Consider the following 15,163-nt stretch of genomic DNA (forward strand, 5'->3'; position numbering starts at 1 on the left):
CTAAAAACAATAGGCTGCGCCAATTTAACCCACTCGCTAACACGCTTCTTTTATTGCTCCTTTACACCCAACCGATTAGAACCAGCCCAAACGTGCGTCATTCTTCGGAATCGGGGCCGTCGAAAAGTAGCCAACACGAGGAGAGCCACAATGGCAGATGCAGCCATCCACGGCGATGAACATCACGACGACCGGGGGTTCTTTACCCGGTGGTTTATGTCGACAAATCATAAAGATATCGGGATCTTGTACCTGTTTGTAGCAGGTGCGCTCGGGTTTGTATCCGTCTTGTTCACCGTCTATATGCGGCTCGAACTTATGCACCCAGGTGTGCAATACATGTGTGTTGAAGGCGCGCGTTTTGTCGCGGATAGCGCAGCAACATGCACGCCAGACGGCGATCTTTGGAACGTGATGATCACATATCACGGCGTTCTGATGATGTTCTTCGTGGTTATTCCAGCCCTTTTTGGTGGCTTTGGTAACTATTTGATGCCGCTACAAATCGGCGCGCCTGACATGGCATTCCCACGGTTGAATAACCTGTCATTCTGGATGTTTGTTGCCGGTGCATCGCTTGGGATTGCATCGCTGCTTGCCCCGAACGGGAACGGTGGTTTTGGTGCCGGGACCGGTTGGGTTCTGTACCCACCGCTTTCAACACAACCCGGTGTCGCGCTGCCAATGTCCCTGGCCATTTTTGCGGTTCACCTTTCAGGTGCCTCTTCAATCCTTGGCGCGATCAACATGATCACGACATTCCTGAACATGCGTGCGCCCGGCATGACATTGCATAAGGTGCCACTGTTCGCATGGTCCATCTTTGTTACCGCTTGGCTGATCCTTTTGGCCCTGCCCGTTCTGGCTGGCGCGATCACAATGTTGCTGACAGACATCAACTTTGGCACCACGTTCTTCCAACCGGAAGGTGGCGGCGACCCAATTTTGTACCAGCACATCTTGTGGTTCTTCGGTCACCCCGAAGTGTACATCATCATTATTCCCGGCTTTGGCATCATCAGCCACATCATCGCAACGTTCTCGCGCAAACCAATCTTTGGTTACCTGCCGATGGTTTATGCGATGGTTGCGATTGGTGTGCTTGGGTTCGTCGTATGGGCGCACCACATGTACACCGTTGGGATGTCGCTGACACAGCAATCCTACTTTATGCTAGCAACGATGGTCATCGCGGTGCCCACAGGGGTTAAGATCTTCTCTTGGATCGCGACCATGTGGGGCGGTTCGATTGAGCTGAAAACACCGATGCTTTGGGCCTTTGGGTTCTTATTCCTCTTCACCGTTGGTGGGGTTACAGGGATCGTTCTGTCACAGGCTGGCGTCGACCGCGTTTACCATGACACCTACTATGTTGTGGCGCACTTCCACTATGTGATGTCGCTGGGTGCCGTGTTCTCGATCTTTGCAGGTATCTACTTTTACCTGCCAAAGTTCTCTGGACGTATGGCACCGGAATGGGCGGGTCACGTGCACTTTTGGATGATGTTTATCGGCGCAAACCTGACCTTCTTCCCACAGCACTTCTTGGGCCGTCAGGGTATGCCACGCCGTTACATCGACTATCCAGACGCCTTTGCAACATGGAACCTTGTGTCCAGCTGGGGTGCATTCTTGTCTTTCGCTTCGTTCGTCTTCTTCATCGGCGTCTTGGTCTACACATTGACCAAGGGTAAGCGCGTGACAGAAAACAACCCATGGAACGAATTTGCGGATACGCTGGAATGGACATTGCCATGCCCACCACCAGAGCACACGTTTGAGACCCTTCCAAAGCAGGAAGACTGGGACAAAACACCGGCACATTAAGCTGCGGGTAACACTAACCAAAGGCCCCGCAAAATTGCGGGGCCTTTGCAGTTTTTATGGCCCCAAATTATTTTTCCGTTCGCAGGTGCAACTGATGACAACACCACATTGTATTTATATCAATCTTGACCGTTCGCCTGCGCGCAATCAGCATATGCAAGACACCTTCAGAGCGCTTGATATCGCCGCCAGCCGGGTAAATGCTGTCGATGGACGGCACCTTTCAGACACGGAAGTCGCGGCGCTAAACCCACAGAAAAAAGAAAACCGCGTCTTGACCAAGGGCGAGATTGCGTGCTTTCTGAGCCACCGCAAAGCTTGGCAATCTATCGTTGACAGCGATCACACGCATGTTGTTGTTTTTGAAGATGATGTAAAACTTGCACCCAAGGCCGCAACTTTGCTTGCTGATCTCAGCTGGGTGCCTAGCAGCGCCGACATCATAAAGATTGATACTTTACCAGCAGGCGCAATGCTGTCGGGACCGCAGAAGGTGGGTGACACTTCGTTCGTCCTTAAAAAGGTCCATACCAAAGCAGTTAGCACAGCTGGATACATAATTTCTCGTTCCTGTGCGCAAGAGTTTTTGAATGCCCCGTCAGAAATGCGCGTTCCTGTAGATATTGCAATCTTTGATCCACGCCACAAAATTTTACCCCGCGTTTCGAATATGCAGCTCACACCAGCGATCGCAGTGCAACAATGGGCGGCAGCCAACAACCCGCACATGCCCCAGGAAGCGGAGCTGTCTACCCTGGAGCAAGAACGCAAAGCCGCACGCGTTGGTCGTTCCAAACTTCACCCTTTAGGATTGGCTAGGCTTAAGATTGAGCTGGTCCGACCTGCAAAACAGCTTAGCGGGCTTCTGGAACGGATGTCGCTGCGGTGGAAGTTTGGCGCCCGATGGCAACAAGTGAGGTTTATAGATGACGAGCGCCTTTAACACACGCGATTGCGCTAGGCATTGCCGGGATTCTCGTCGTTTTGGCAAGCGCGCGACAGAAAGAGGCTTTCACGCAACCCACCAAAAAGTTGATCAAACCTGAGTGTATGCGCCTCGTCATCAAGTATCACCTGCGACACAATAGTCTTGTAAATCTAAACCTCAGGCTTACCGGTTCCGCGCCCAGCCCGTATCGACAGTAGCTAACATGCCTTACGAATTGTCACCTCCCCCCAGCCCTACGGTGCAAAACTGGCGCTTGTCGCTTTGGGCCTATCGATCCCTTTTGCGCAAAGATTTTGTGATCTTTATGGGCGGCACGGCTGCGTTGGTTTTGTTGCCAATGCTTGCCATTGTCGGTTCAGGCGCACTTTGGGTTATCTTGCCGTTCGTATCACTGATGTTCGCTGGGCTTTGGTGGGCGCTTCATATCAGCTATCGGCGCGGAGAAGTTTTGGAAGAGCTATCGGTTGATTCCACGACCGCGCGCTTGACTCGCTACAATCCCAGTGGGGAAATACTGGAATGGCAGGCGAACCGCTATTGGGTCACCGTGCATTTCCATCCCAAAGGCGGACCTGTCGAAAACTATATCACCCTGCGTGGTGGCGACCGCGAGGTGGAGTTGGGCACGTTCCTTGATGTTGCGGAACGTGCCGCCCTTTATGATGCGTTGCGGCGCGCGTTTCGGGAGCGCCGCTAGCCAAGCCGCGCTTTCACCGCTGGTCCGGCTTTGCCAAAATCCATCCGACCTGTATATTTCCCCTTAAGCACAGCCATGACCTTGCCCATATCGCGAATGCTATCGGCACCTGCTTCTTTGATCGCAGCGTCAACCGCATCCAAAGCTTCTTCTTCAGATAGCTGGCGCGGAAGAAAATCTTCTATCACTTTGATTTCCGACAATTCTTTTTCCGCCAGCTCAAGCCGCCCACCTTCTTCATAGGCGCGCGCGCTTTCTTGGCGCTGCTTAACCATCCGGCCCAGAATACCTAGAATATCGTCATCGCTCACGCCGCCTTCTTCGTTGACGGTGCCCCGCAACGCGATGTCTTTATCCTTGATGGCTGCATTGATGAGCCGCAATGTCGACAGGCGGTCAGCCTCCTTCGACTTCATTGCTTCCTTAAGGGCCGTACCGACCCGGTCGCGCATGTTCATGAGTTTTCCCGATCACGAAGCTATAAAACGAAAGGCCACCTTACCGCGCCCGTTAGCGTATGACAAGACAATGTGATCCAACGTCACCCCTTGTTTCAAAGGCTGCGATACAGCCTTGACCCGGCTCGCTAGCCCTCGTAAACCCGGCCCAATTTGACTGATCGGAGACATGGGATGACGCAGAAACCAACAGCCTGCTTGGCGCTCGCGGATGGCACGATCTTTTACGGGGTTGGATTTGGGGCTGCCGGCGAAACAATCGCCGAGCTTTGCTTTAACACTGCTATGACAGGCTATCAGGAAATCATGACCGATCCGTCATATGCAGGGCAAGTTGTGACCTTTACCTTCCCGCATATCGGCAACACGGGCGTCACCCCAGAAGATGATGAACACGCAGACCCAATTGCCCAAGGCATGATCGTAAAATGGGACCCGACAGAACCTTCGAACTGGCGGATGACCCAAGATTTGACGACGTGGCTATCAAGCCGCAACCGGATCGGTATGGGTGGCGTCGATACGCGCCGCTTGACCCGCGCAATTCGCCAGCAAGGCGCGCCACATGTCGCCCTTGCCTATGATCCAGATGGTAACTTTGACATCGCCGCATTGGTCCAAAAGGCCCGTGATTTCGCAGGCCTCGAAGGGCTTGATCTGGCAAAGGACGTAACCTGCGCGCAATCTTACAGCTGGAATGAAACGCGCTGGGCTTGGCCTGATGGGTTTGGCACACAAGAAGCCCCCCGCCACAAGGTTGTCGCCGTCGATTTCGGGGCAAAGCGTAATATCCTGCGCTGCCTTGCAAGTGCCGGCTGCGATGTGACCGTCTTGCCCGCGACAGCCACGGCTGAAGACGTGCTTGCCCTGAACCCCGATGGTGTCTTTTTGTCCAACGGTCCCGGCGATCCGGCCGCGACAGGTGCCTATGCAGTCCCAATGATCAAAGGTGTCTTGGATGCAGATATCCCCGTTTTCGGGATCTGCTTGGGCCACCAAATGCTGGCGCTGGCACTGGGTGCAAAGACGATCAAAATGAACCACGGCCATCACGGCGCCAACCACCCGGTCAAAGACAAAGAAACCGGCAAGGTTGAAATTACCTCTATGAACCATGGGTTTACAGTTGATGCACAGACCTTGCCTGCTGGCGTGGCTGAAACGCATGTCTCGCTCTTTGATGGCAGCAACTGCGGCATCAAGATGACAGGCCGCCCCGTATTCAGCGTGCAATACCACCCAGAGGCAAGCCCCGGCCCGCAAGACAGTTACTACCTGTTTGAGCGGTTCGCTGCCGCAATGGACGCCTAAGCCGCCGCGCTCTTCTTAACGGCACATTAACCATCCGCCTGCATGATCGCTTTGGACACTGACCAAAGTTAGATCATGCAGCAACAAACGCGACAATCCCCCGACCCAAGCACGAAAACCCGCAGTTTTCTGTGCCAAGAGCTTGTCTACCGTGGGCATGTCACGGCAGATATGGCTGATCGCGCGCAAACCACGGCGTTTCAGCGCGGAATGGCTGTAGCCGATGTTTTCAACCGTGGATTGGGTGTGTCGCAATATGCCGTCGCACAGGCCCAGGCCTCGGAACGCGGCGCGCAATATATCAACCCGGTCACGGACGCGCCCGACCCAACGTTGATTGCGCGTTTTGGCGCTGAAAAATGTCTGCAGATGGGGGTACTGCCGTGGCGCAGCATTGGCAGTGAAACCGTCGTTTTAACCGCTAGACCCGAAACCTTTCATCAAGACCAAGCCCTGCTGCACAGCCACTTCGGGCGCGTTCGCATGGCGATCACCACCGAAGAACATTTGAACCGCGCGCTTAGCCAACTTTGTGAAGAAACCCTTGTCGCACGCGCGGAAACCAAAACGATTGATCGCGAAAGCTGTCGCAATTGGGCGCCCCGGCGCGCGCTTGCAGTAGGGGTGGTTTTCAGCATTTGCGCATTGGTCTGCGCCGTCTTTACACCCGTTCTGCTTGTGGCACTGCTGACCGCTTGGGCTGTCATCACGCTTTTCTTAACCACGGCGCTCAAACTGGTGGCCGCAGTGATTGGCTGGCGCGAAGCCCCAGCCCCAGCCAATAGCGTCATCCCCGCGCGGCTGCCCACGATCACTATGCTTGTCCCGCTTTACAATGAAACCGCAATTGCAGAGCATCTTTTGGCGCGTCTCTCGGCATTAGATTATCCGCGCGAGTTGCTTGATATCTGTCTGGTCCTTGAAGCCGATGACCAAACCACACGCGCCACATTAGGGCGCACGACTTTGCCGCGCGGCATCCGTGCAATCACCGTACCGACCGGGCGCATAAAGACCAAGCCACGCGCATTAAACTACGCACTCGATTTTGCACGCGGAGACATCATCGGTGTTTGGGACGCCGAAGACGCGCCCGCCCCCGATCAACTGCACAAGGTCGCAAATGCCTTTGCCAATGCGCCCCCCGATGTGGTCTGCCTGCAGGGCAAGCTTGACTATTATAACGCATCCGCAAATTGGCTAACCCGCTGTTTTACAATCGAATATGCAAGTTGGTTTCGGGTGATCTTGCCCGGTCTACAGCGTCTTGGGCTTGCCTTGCCCTTGGGCGGAACAACGTTGTTTTTCAAGTGTGACGCGCTGCATGCGCTTGGCGGTTGGGACGCGCACAATGTCACAGAGGACGCCGACCTTGGGATCAGGCTTGCCCGGCACGGATACCGCACCCGCCTGATCGACACCGTCACCGAAGAAGAAGCAAATGGACGCGCATGGCCTTGGGTCAAACAACGCTCACGCTGGCTCAAAGGTTATGCGATCACCTATCTCGTGCATATGCGTGATCCGCTGCGGCTTTGGCGGGATCTCGGGGCATGGCGGTTTTTTGGGGTGCAGCTCTTGTTTCTGGGCACCCTCTCTCAATTTGTGCTCGCGCCGCTTTTGTGGTCATTCTGGCTGCCAGCTCTGGGCTTCGGCCACCCTCTCTCGTCCGTTCTGCCATCATGGGTATTTTGGACACTTGCAGGGCTGTTCTTTTCGTCCGAGGTGATCGGTTGGCTCGTTGCTTATATCGCATTACACAAGGCAGAAAAGCGCTGGCTGTTCAAATGGGCGTTTAGCCTGACGCTCTATTTTCCGCTTGGGGCGCTTGCCGCCTATAAGGGCATATTTGAACTGCTCACGAAGCCATTTTATTGGGATAAGACCACGCATGGGGTCCTGCTCCCAAGTAGTTGGCAAACGCCTACTCCGCCGCTTCAACCGCCTTTGCATCCAGTTTCAGGCGGGTAACAAAGGCCTCAGAAATGTGGTCGCGCAGCGCGCGGTATGCGGCATCGCCATCACCCGCCTCGATCGCCGCAACGATTTCAGCATGTTCATCAAGTGTTTCCGCGCCACGCCCTTCGGCCGCAAGCGATGTTGTCGCCAAAAGCGCCATCGACCGGTGAACCAAATCAAGCTGCCGCACCAAAAACCGGTTATGCGAGGCAAGGTGAATTTGTTTATGAAACCGGCGGTTGGCGCGGCTCAGCGCAAGCGGGTCACCGACAAGTTTCTTGTCTTCTTCTAGCATGTTGCGCAAAACCCGAATTTCTTCGGGTGCCGCATGGCGCGCGGCCAGCCTTGCAGCCAAGCCCTCAAGCTCTCCGCGCACCACATAAAGTTCCGACAATTGCGTGTGATCAAGCGAGGCAACAATCAGCGACCGCCCATCACGCGCCAGCAAAGATTGAGTCTCAAGTCTTTGCAATGCCTCGCGAATTGGCGTGCGCGAGACACCGAACCGCTCGGCCAATTCGCTTTCGACCAGACGATCTCCGGGCTTATAGACATGGCTATCAATTGCCTCAAGGATAAGAGCGTAAGCATCTTTTTGGGTCGCGCGCGGGTCATGCATGGCGTTGGCCTTTCTTAATCCGCTGACACTACCCCTGCCCGCGCCCTGCAATCAAGCCAAACCGATTGCGCTGCCGAAAACAGGCGCCTACTGTCCACGCATGGTAGCGCAGCATTTTGAACATATCGATACGTGGGTTTTTGATCTCGACAACACGTTATATCACCCGTCGGCTGATCTGTTTGGGCTGATGGATCCGCGATTTGCGGACTACGTCATGCGTGTCACAGGGTTTGATGCCGGTCGCGCCGCGCAATTGGCGATTGATTATTGGCACAGCCATGGATCGACCATGGCGGGATTGATGGAAGAACATGACGTTGATCCGCATCATTTTCTTGCCGATGTCCACGACATAGATATTTCGCATCTGACGCCTGATCCAGAGCTGGCCGAAACGATTGGCACCCTACCCGGTCGCAAAATTGTCTATACGAATGGATCAAACAACCACGCCGCGCGGGTTCTCAAGGCACGTGGACTGACACATGCGTTTGACGCTGTATTTGGCATTGAAGAGGCGGCTCTTACCCCCAAACCACACGCACAAAGCTTTGTCACCGTATTCGCACGCGCAGATGTGATACCGACCACAGCAGCCATGTTCGAGGACGAAGCGCGCAATCTTGTGGTCCCACATGATTTGGGAATGCGCACCGTGCATGTCCACGCAGATCCGCTGGATGCCGCATATGTCCACCATGGCACCGATGATCTGACGGCTTTCTTGTCGCAGGTGACGCGCTAACCCTTTTCGGGCGGCCTGCATCGGCCTATGTCTAAAGCATGAAACGCAAATCAACTGATATTTTCATTGCGGGCGGCGGGGTCGCTGGTCTGACCGCCGCAGCCGCCTTTGGCACAGCGGGGTTCGACGTCACAATCGCGGATCCAATGCCCCCCGTGACGGCTGAAAACGCGCGCGGCGCTGATCTGCGCACGACCGCGTTCCTGCAGCCCGCCCAACAGTTTCTAAACGACGCGGGGCTATGGGTGCGGCTCGCTGAATTTGCAGCCCCCTTACAGATCATGCGCATCGTGGACGCAGCTGCGGAGCCGCATATCACCCGCGATTTTGATGCCTCCGATATTTCAGACAAACCATTTGGCTGGAACCTGCCCAATTGGCTGCTGCGCCGTGAAATGGTGGCGCGGCTTGATGCGCTGCCCAATGTTGATTTCATGCCCGGCACAGGTTTCAAATCCATGCTTGCGCGGGATCATTCGGCCATCGTTACCCTCTCAGATGGCCGCCAATTGGATGCGCGTCTTGTGGTCGGCGCGGATGGGCGCAACTCTGCGGTTCGTCTCGCCGCTGGCATTTCCGCCCGCGTAAAACGTTATGGCCAAAAGGCCGTGACATTCGCCGTCACCCACGACGCACCCCATAACAATATATCCACCGAAGTTCACCGCGCGGGTGGCCCGTTCACCTTGGTGCCTCTGCCTGATCATGATGGCAAACCCTGTTCCGCCGTGGTCTGGATGGAAAGCGGGCCAGAGGCGTTGCGGCTAAGCCAATTGGACGTCCCCGCATTTGAAACGGCTGCCAACGACCGCTCGGCCGGGATCAATGGCGCGCTAACGCTTGCATCGCCGCGCAGCGTTTGGCCCATCATTAGCCAGATCGCCGATGAAATCACTGGTCCGCGGATGGCGCTTGTTGCCGAAGCGGCCCATGTCATGCCACCAATCGGCGCGCAGGGACTAAATATGTCGCTGCGTGATATGGCGTGCCTGCTTGATCTTGCGCTGGCGGCACCTGACACATTGGGTGACCGGACGATGCTAGACCGATATGCGCGCGCGCGACATAGTGACATTAAGCTGCGGATCGCAGGGATTGATGCGCTCAACCGCGCATCAATTGCTGGCGGCGCGTTCACACAAGATTTGCGCGCACAAGGGATTAAGATGCTTTATGGGCTTTCGCCCGTCCGGCGCAGGTTGATGGAAATGGGGCTGGGCGTCGGAGGCTAAAGCGGACCCGGTAGCCGTTCTTCGGACAGCAAGACATTGGCTTCGACGTTACCAACACCCGGTAGCGTCATAACGCGGCGGCGCAAAACCCGTTCAAAATCTGCAAGGTCACGGGCAACCACGCGCAGGCGATAATCGTATAGCCCCAAAACATGTTCGACCAACTGGACCTCAGGGATCGCTGACACCGCCCGTTCAAAATCCTCAAGGCTGATCCGCCCCTTTGTCGCCAATTTGACGCCCAAAAACACGGTCACACCAAAGCCGACTTTTTCGGCATCAAGCATCAACTGCCGTCCCGCAATGACGCCTGCGTCTTGTAGCCTGCGCAACCTGCGCCATGTCGCGGGTTGGCTCAGGCCTAGTTTTTGGCCAAGCTGCGTCGTCGATTGACCCGCATTGATCGCCACGGCACGCAACAGCGCGCGGTCAATATCATCCAAATTCATAGCGGCAGGCTTTCATCATGTTTGACTTGGGCAACCGTCATCAGGGCCTCAATGTCCGCGATATGTGGTAGGGTCAGAATTTCATCGCGGTAGATCCGTTGATAATCGGGCAAGTCACGGGCGATCAGTGATAGCCGCACATCGACACGCCCCAAAAACGTTTGCATTTCAATCACGGCCCGCACATTGCGCGCCGCGGCCATAAATTCATCAAATGCACGTGGCACGGTTTTGTCCAAGGTCACGCGCAGGCTCACCTCAATCGCATAGCCCAGCACCCGCCAATCAATGATCGCCCGCTGGCCTATCAGCACTCCCTCTTGACGCATCCGGTCCAAACGGCGCGTCACCCGGGCAGGTGTGAGCCCCGCATGTGCGGCAAGGTCAGGCAAAGGCTGCGTCGGGTCACTTTGTAAAAGACGCAGAATACGGCGGTCAACATCATCAAGCATAGATTTATGTATATATATGGAATTTACGCATAACAATCTTCTCTTTTCTCGAAATACTCAAAAATCAACGCTCGCAATTCGCTGCAACGCGCCCCATAAACCATGCAGGACAAACTTAATGAAGGATGCGGATATGCGCGTTTATTACGATCGCGATTGCGATGTTAACCTGATCAAAGACAAAAAAGTGGCTATTCTTGGCTATGGTTCACAAGGTCACGCGCATGCGTTGAACCTGCGTGATTCCGGCGCAAAGAACCTTGTTGTTGCGCTGCGCGAAGGCTCCCCAAGCCAAGCCAAAGCCGAAGGCGAAGGCCTGAAAGTTATGGGCATCGCAGAAGCCGCTGCTTGGTGTGATGTGATCATGTTCACAATGCCCGATGAATTGCAGGCTGAAACCTACAAAAAGTACGTCCACGACAACATCAAGCCGGGTTCCGCAATTGCGTTCGCGCACGGCCTGAACGTCCACTTTGGCCTGATTGAGCCAAAAGAAGGCATCGACGTGATCATGATGGCGCCAAAAGGCCCAGGTCACACTGTGCGCGGCGAATACACCAAAGGCGGCGGCGTACCTTGCCTGATCGCGGTTGACACAGATGCATCTGGCAAAGCCCAAGAAATCGGTCTGTCTTACTGCTCTGCCATCGGCGGTGGTCGTTCCGGCATTATCGAAACCAACTTCCGTCAGGAATGCGAAACTGACCTCTTTGGTGAGCAAGCTGTTTTGTGCGGCGGTATCGTTGAACTCATCCGCATGGGCTTTGAAACACTTGTTGAAGCTGGCTACGAGCCTGAAATGGCTTACTTTGAATGCCTGCACGAAACCAAGCTGATCGTTGACCTGATCTATGAAGGCGGCATCGCGAACATGGATTACTCCATCTCGAACACAGCTGAGTACGGCCAATACGTCACCGGCCCACGCATCCTACCATATGAAGCCACGAAGAAAGCGATGAAAGAATCGCTTGCTGACATTCAGTCTGGTAAATTTGTGCGTGACTTCATGCTCGAAAACGCTGTTGGTCAGCCAACAATCAAAGCGTCTCGTCGTGCCAACGACGAGCACCAGATCGAACAGGTTGGTGCAAAACTGCGCGCAATGATGCCTTGGATCTCCGAAGGCAAAATGGTCGACAAAGCAAAGAACTAATCTGACTTATGTTGGATGACGTGGGGCTGGCGGAAACGCTGGCCCCTTTTGCATGAAATCACTCGACTGGGAATGCGCCCTCAAACGCGGTGGTTCCTTGCGCGTTGAAAATCAATGCCCGGCTCTGATTGTCGCGTTGAACCCAGCGACGTTCCTCCATCCGCGCGAGCATCGCGCGCCCCAGTGATCCGGCCAAATGTGTGCGACGTTCGCTCCAATCCAGACAGCTTCGGCAGAGCGGTGCACGCATTGCGTCCAGCGCGGCGAGGTCCACCCCAAATTCGGTGACAAAGGCGCGTCCGGTATCCGTCAGGACTGGCGCATCGACATCATCCCGCAGAAATCCACGCTGCGTCAAACTAGCGAACATTTTTACACCCATTTGCCCCGCAAGGTGATTATAGCACACACGCGCACGCCGTAAGGCGAGATCTTTGGGGCCCGTGCGTGTGCGCCGCATGTCGCTGGCCAACCCCATCAAGCTTTCGAGCGCCACAGCAACATCACCATGCGCCAAGGCAAAGTATTTGTGCCGCCCCTGTTTGCGCACCTGCAGCAGCCCGCCATCAACCAGTTTGGCCAAATGGCCGCTGGCGGTTTGAGGTGTCACCCCGGCCTCGACGGCCAATTCGGTTGCGGTCAGGGCCACGCCCGTCATCAGCGCGGTCAATATATTTGCGCGGGCGGGATCGCCAATCAGCGTGGCAACGCGGGAGATGTCGGGACCTTCTTTCATACTTCGACCGTAGCCGAAGCATCTAGGGAAATCCACAGGCTACAACAGCGTATCAACAAAGGAGATACACATGCTGACCTGCATCATTCGCTACCAAATCGACCCTACAAAAAAGGCACAGTTCGAAACCTATTCGCGCAATTGGGGGCAAGCCATTCCACGCAATGGCGCCGACCTTATCGGCTACTACGCCCCACATGAAGGTTCATCAACGCTTGCCTACGGCATCTATAATATCCCGTCGCTTGCCGCATATGAGACCTACCGCGAACGGCTGAGCGCTGACCCGCTTGGGCGCGAAAACTATGAATTCGCCCAAAAAGAAAAATTCATCCAGCGCGAAGATCGCACATTTTTACGCTGCGCCTCTCTTCCGCATGGGGTATCAAAATGATCGCCGTGATATTTGAAGTTACCCCAGCGCAGGGACAAAAGAAGGCCTATTTGGATCATGCGGCAAAACTGCGTCCGCTTTTAGAAAAGATCCCCGGCTTCATTTCGGTGACACGGTTCCAAAGCCTCGCAAACGCTGACACACTCTTGTCACTGTCGTTTTTTGAAGACGAAGATGCCGTCGCAGCATGGCGCAACAGCAAAGCCCATCGCGAAAGCCAATCTGCGGGCCGGTCAGGGGTATTCGCAGACTACCGTATCCGGATCGCAACGGTTTCGCGCGACTATGGCTTGCATGATCGCGCGCAGGCCCCCACTGATAGCAACCAATTACATCTGTGATCGGACCTCCGGAAATGACCACCCAACCCAGCCTTTCAAACTGGCTCTCCATTCTTGCGCTCGGCTTGATATGGGGTGGGACGTTTATGGTCGTGACCATCGCGTTGGGCGGCTACGGTCCGCTAACAGTCGCCTGCGCGCGCACCACATTGGGCGCGCTTGCGCTGCTTTCGTTTATGGGGGTGATGCGGAGGCCATTGCCTGAATTTACGCCGCGGATGATCAAATATTTGCTGGTGATCGGCCTGCTTAACACGGCAATCCCCTTTGCCTTGCTCAGCTGGGGGCAGCAATTTGTTCCTTCGGCATTTGCCGGGATTTCGATGGCCGCGTTACCGCTGTTTGTGTTGCCGCTGTCACATGTTTTCACGGATGAAAAGATGGATTTGCGCAATAGTCTTGGGGTACTGTTGGGGTTCGTGGGGGCCGCCGTGTTGATTGGCCCTGGGGTTTTGCGGGTCGGCACCGGGATGGAGCCATTGGGGCAAATTGCCTGTCTGCTTGCGGCGCTTTCATATGCTGTTTCAAGCATCATGACCCGCCGCTGCCCGCCCATCGACCCCATCACCATGACCGCGCTTTTGCTGGTTGTCGGCGCATGCGCCCTGATCCCAGCAATGCTGATGGTCGAGGGGGTGCCGCGCGCGACGGACACGACAACCACCATGGCGATTGTATTTTTGGGCATCGTGCCGACCGCTCTTGCAGCTCTGATCCGTGTCACCGTGATCCGGTCTGCGGGCAGCATATTCTTAACGCTGGTGAACTACCAAGTGCCTGTCTGGTCAATGATATTTGGCGCACTGATCCTAAGCGAAGCCCTGCCATGGCGGTTTTTCGCAGCCCTAGGTCTGATCATGTGTGGACTTATGGTCAGCCAATGGAAAAGTCTAAAGAAATTCTTACCCATATAGCAAAATTCGCAACAATCCGTCATATTAAGGCCCTATTTCGCCCTGCAATTGGCACTCAAGAAACAATCGGAGCCAATTATGCGATCTTTATTCACAGGCCTTATGGCCGCATTTCTATTAACCTCATTCGCTACACAAGCCGAGGCCCGGCGCGGTGGTGGTTATTCCACGGCACAAGAGCTATTGTTTGTTGCACCAACCGAATTAGGCACCCCTGATAAACCACTCGCACTGTGTCACTTGGTGGAAACTAAATCCGTTATTTTCGTCAACTTCTGGCGCTCGATGCAAGGCTATGCAATCGCTGAAAACGGCTGTCAGACCGATAGCTATTATGATTTTGACGCCGAAGGACTTAAACTTGCCCAAGCGGCAGGCGTGATCGATACGGATATCCCATCGGTGCCAAAACTATCGCTTGCAGAAATCGCCGGCGGCTTTTGGGGTTTCGGCGCGATTGGCCTGCTATTGATCTTTGCCGCACTCAAGGCAGCGAAAGCAGCCGCGCGCAAGAAACAGCGATTGGCGTTGATGGCAAATGGATCGCGGGGGGCAAAAGCAATTCTTGACGCGATGTGCCACGCCGCAAAAGCTGATGGGCGCGTTGATCCATCAGAGATCGCAACGATCAAATCCGTCGCAGAGCAAATGACCGGCGAGGTGTTTTCTGAAGACACTGTAAAACAAATGACCGACCTTGCGAACACAGGCCTGAACGATGCGGGTTATAGCGCCTTAATCAAAGGATGCAGCAAAGAAGAACAGCTTGATATGATGCGCGGCGTTCTTCTTGTTGTTGCGGCAGACGGACACTTTGCAGGTAAAGAAAAGGAATTCGTCGGCGGGCTCGCAAAGGCGATGAAAATGGCACCGGATATCATTACAAGCCTACTGGCCGAAATCACGGCACCAAAAACCTAG

General features: G+C 54.9%; 17 protein-coding genes. 12 read left to right on the forward strand and 5 right to left on the reverse strand.

Annotated features, from left to right (window positions below; translation table 11 throughout):
* Window positions 1–150: 150 nt before the first annotated feature.
* The 3 genes from Yoon_RS02745 (at window position 151) to Yoon_RS02755 (ending at window position 3,473) form a co-directional block, all read left to right on the forward strand.
* Window positions 151–1,827 (forward strand): cytochrome c oxidase subunit 1, encoded by a 1,677-nt coding sequence (locus Yoon_RS02745; RefSeq protein ID WP_238109901.1) that lies wholly within the window; start codon window positions 151–153, stop codon window positions 1,825–1,827.
* Between the two features lie 94 nt (window positions 1,828–1,921).
* Window positions 1,922–2,770, forward strand: a complete 849-nt coding sequence (locus tag Yoon_RS02750) for a glycosyltransferase family 25 protein (RefSeq protein WP_238109902.1) — start codon at window positions 1,922–1,924, stop codon at window positions 2,768–2,770.
* A 208-nt stretch (window positions 2,771–2,978) separates the two neighbouring features.
* A complete protein-coding gene (locus tag Yoon_RS02755; protein ID WP_238109903.1) occupies window positions 2,979–3,473 on the forward strand; it encodes a DUF2244 domain-containing protein in 495 nt (164 codons plus the stop codon).
* On the opposite strand, the gene Yoon_RS02760 is transcribed toward Yoon_RS02755, so the two are convergent.
* Window positions 3,470–3,931, reverse strand: coding sequence for a GatB/YqeY domain-containing protein (locus tag Yoon_RS02760; protein ID WP_238109904.1), 462 nt, complete (start codon window positions 3,929–3,931; stop codon window positions 3,470–3,472). The two genes, Yoon_RS02755 and Yoon_RS02760, sit on opposite strands and share 4 nt — an antisense overlap.
* Before the next feature lie 174 nt (window positions 3,932–4,105).
* Between Yoon_RS02760 and carA the strand changes: the two genes are divergently transcribed.
* Window positions 4,106–5,242: a glutamine-hydrolyzing carbamoyl-phosphate synthase small subunit gene (carA, locus tag Yoon_RS02765; protein WP_238109905.1), complete on the forward strand. Its 1,137-nt coding sequence runs from the start codon at window positions 4,106–4,108 to the stop codon at window positions 5,240–5,242.
* A 75-nt stretch (window positions 5,243–5,317) separates the two neighbouring features.
* The gene (locus tag Yoon_RS02770) at window positions 5,318–7,213 is read left to right on the forward strand and encodes a glycosyltransferase family 2 protein (RefSeq protein WP_238109906.1); all 1,896 of its coding nucleotides are present in this window, start codon (window positions 5,318–5,320) and stop codon (window positions 7,211–7,213) included.
* Here the strand turns inward: Yoon_RS02770 and Yoon_RS02775 are convergent.
* Window positions 7,167–7,820, reverse strand: a complete 654-nt coding sequence (locus Yoon_RS02775) for a GntR family transcriptional regulator (protein ID WP_238109907.1) — start codon at window positions 7,818–7,820, stop codon at window positions 7,167–7,169. The two genes, Yoon_RS02770 and Yoon_RS02775, sit on opposite strands and share 47 nt — an antisense overlap.
* Window positions 7,821–7,920: 100 nt before the next feature.
* Between Yoon_RS02775 and Yoon_RS02780 the strand changes: the two genes are divergently transcribed.
* Entirely contained in the window at window positions 7,921–8,568 is a 648-nt protein-coding gene (locus Yoon_RS02780) for a pyrimidine 5'-nucleotidase (RefSeq protein WP_238110000.1), read from the forward strand.
* 38 nt (window positions 8,569–8,606) lie between these two features.
* Window positions 8,607–9,800, forward strand: a complete 1,194-nt coding sequence (locus Yoon_RS02785; protein ID WP_238109909.1) for a UbiH/UbiF family hydroxylase — start codon at window positions 8,607–8,609, stop codon at window positions 9,798–9,800.
* On the opposite strand, the gene Yoon_RS02790 is transcribed toward Yoon_RS02785, so the two are convergent.
* On the reverse strand, window positions 9,797–10,249 hold the full coding sequence (locus Yoon_RS02790; RefSeq protein WP_238109911.1) for an Lrp/AsnC family transcriptional regulator: 453 nt from the start codon (window positions 10,247–10,249) through the stop codon (window positions 9,797–9,799). The two genes, Yoon_RS02785 and Yoon_RS02790, sit on opposite strands and share 4 nt — an antisense overlap.
* Entirely contained in the window at window positions 10,246–10,701 is a 456-nt protein-coding gene (locus Yoon_RS02795) for an Lrp/AsnC family transcriptional regulator (protein ID WP_238109913.1), read from the reverse strand. The genes Yoon_RS02790 and Yoon_RS02795 overlap by 4 nt, the downstream gene beginning before the upstream one ends.
* Window positions 10,702–10,834: 133 nt before the next feature.
* Here Yoon_RS02795 and ilvC point away from each other — a divergent pair, with 133 nt between their 5' ends.
* Complete coding sequence (gene ilvC, locus Yoon_RS02800) at window positions 10,835–11,857, forward strand: ketol-acid reductoisomerase (RefSeq protein ID WP_113775756.1); 1,023 nt, start codon at window positions 10,835–10,837, stop codon at window positions 11,855–11,857.
* Between the two features lie 58 nt (window positions 11,858–11,915).
* Here the strand turns inward: ilvC and Yoon_RS02805 are convergent, their stop codons facing one another.
* Entirely contained in the window at window positions 11,916–12,593 is a 678-nt protein-coding gene (locus Yoon_RS02805; protein WP_238109915.1) for a helix-turn-helix transcriptional regulator, read from the reverse strand.
* 70 nt (window positions 12,594–12,663) lie between these two features.
* Between Yoon_RS02805 and Yoon_RS02810 the strand changes: the two genes are divergently transcribed.
* The 4 genes from Yoon_RS02810 (at window position 12,664) to Yoon_RS02825 (ending at window position 15,163) form a co-directional block, all read left to right on the forward strand.
* Window positions 12,664–12,987 carry an NIPSNAP family protein gene (locus Yoon_RS02810; protein ID WP_238109917.1) on the forward strand — a complete coding sequence of 108 codons (324 nt, stop codon included), beginning with the start codon at window positions 12,664–12,666 and terminating at the stop codon, window positions 12,985–12,987.
* Entirely contained in the window at window positions 12,984–13,328 is a 345-nt protein-coding gene (locus tag Yoon_RS02815; RefSeq protein ID WP_238109919.1) for an antibiotic biosynthesis monooxygenase, read from the forward strand. The genes Yoon_RS02810 and Yoon_RS02815 overlap by 4 nt, the downstream gene beginning before the upstream one ends.
* Before the next feature lie 14 nt (window positions 13,329–13,342).
* Complete coding sequence (locus Yoon_RS02820; protein WP_238109920.1) at window positions 13,343–14,242, forward strand: DMT family transporter; 900 nt, start codon at window positions 13,343–13,345, stop codon at window positions 14,240–14,242.
* Between the two features lie 78 nt (window positions 14,243–14,320).
* A complete protein-coding gene (locus Yoon_RS02825; RefSeq protein ID WP_238109922.1) occupies window positions 14,321–15,163 on the forward strand; it encodes a DUF533 domain-containing protein in 843 nt (280 codons plus the stop codon).

Origin of the sequence: Yoonia sp. I 8.24 (genome assembly GCF_022096995.1) — a bacterium.
Classification (GTDB): Bacteria; Pseudomonadota; Alphaproteobacteria; order Rhodobacterales; family Rhodobacteraceae; genus Yoonia.

Coding starts and splice junctions, on each gene's coding strand:
- Yoon_RS02790 (WP_238109911.1), bottom strand. CDS start 10,249: ATGAATTTGGATGATATTGACCGCGCGCTGTTGCGTGCCGTGGCGATC.
- Yoon_RS02780 (WP_238110000.1), top strand. CDS start 7,921: ATGGTAGCGCAGCATTTTGAACATATCGATACGTGGGTTTTTGATCTC.
- Yoon_RS02775 (WP_238109907.1), bottom strand. CDS start 7,820: ATGCATGACCCGCGCGCGACCCAAAAAGATGCTTACGCTCTTATCCTT.
- Yoon_RS02805 (WP_238109915.1), bottom strand. CDS start 12,593: ATGAAAGAAGGTCCCGACATCTCCCGCGTTGCCACGCTGATTGGCGAT.
- ilvC (WP_113775756.1), top strand. CDS start 10,835: ATGCGCGTTTATTACGATCGCGATTGCGATGTTAACCTGATCAAAGAC.
- Yoon_RS02815 (WP_238109919.1), top strand. CDS start 12,984: ATGATCGCCGTGATATTTGAAGTTACCCCAGCGCAGGGACAAAAGAAG.
- Yoon_RS02810 (WP_238109917.1), top strand. CDS start 12,664: ATGCTGACCTGCATCATTCGCTACCAAATCGACCCTACAAAAAAGGCA.
- Yoon_RS02760 (WP_238109904.1), bottom strand. CDS start 3,931: ATGAACATGCGCGACCGGGTCGGTACGGCCCTTAAGGAAGCAATGAAG.
- Yoon_RS02755 (WP_238109903.1), top strand. CDS start 2,979: ATGCCTTACGAATTGTCACCTCCCCCCAGCCCTACGGTGCAAAACTGG.
- Yoon_RS02795 (WP_238109913.1), bottom strand. CDS start 10,701: ATGCTTGATGATGTTGACCGCCGTATTCTGCGTCTTTTACAAAGTGAC.
- Yoon_RS02750 (WP_238109902.1), top strand. CDS start 1,922: ATGACAACACCACATTGTATTTATATCAATCTTGACCGTTCGCCTGCG.
- Yoon_RS02770 (WP_238109906.1), top strand. CDS start 5,318: ATGCAGCAACAAACGCGACAATCCCCCGACCCAAGCACGAAAACCCGC.
- Yoon_RS02820 (WP_238109920.1), top strand. CDS start 13,343: ATGACCACCCAACCCAGCCTTTCAAACTGGCTCTCCATTCTTGCGCTC.
- carA (WP_238109905.1), top strand. CDS start 4,106: ATGACGCAGAAACCAACAGCCTGCTTGGCGCTCGCGGATGGCACGATC.
- Yoon_RS02745 (WP_238109901.1), top strand. CDS start 151: ATGGCAGATGCAGCCATCCACGGCGATGAACATCACGACGACCGGGGG.
- Yoon_RS02785 (WP_238109909.1), top strand. CDS start 8,607: ATGAAACGCAAATCAACTGATATTTTCATTGCGGGCGGCGGGGTCGCT.
- Yoon_RS02825 (WP_238109922.1), top strand. CDS start 14,321: ATGCGATCTTTATTCACAGGCCTTATGGCCGCATTTCTATTAACCTCA.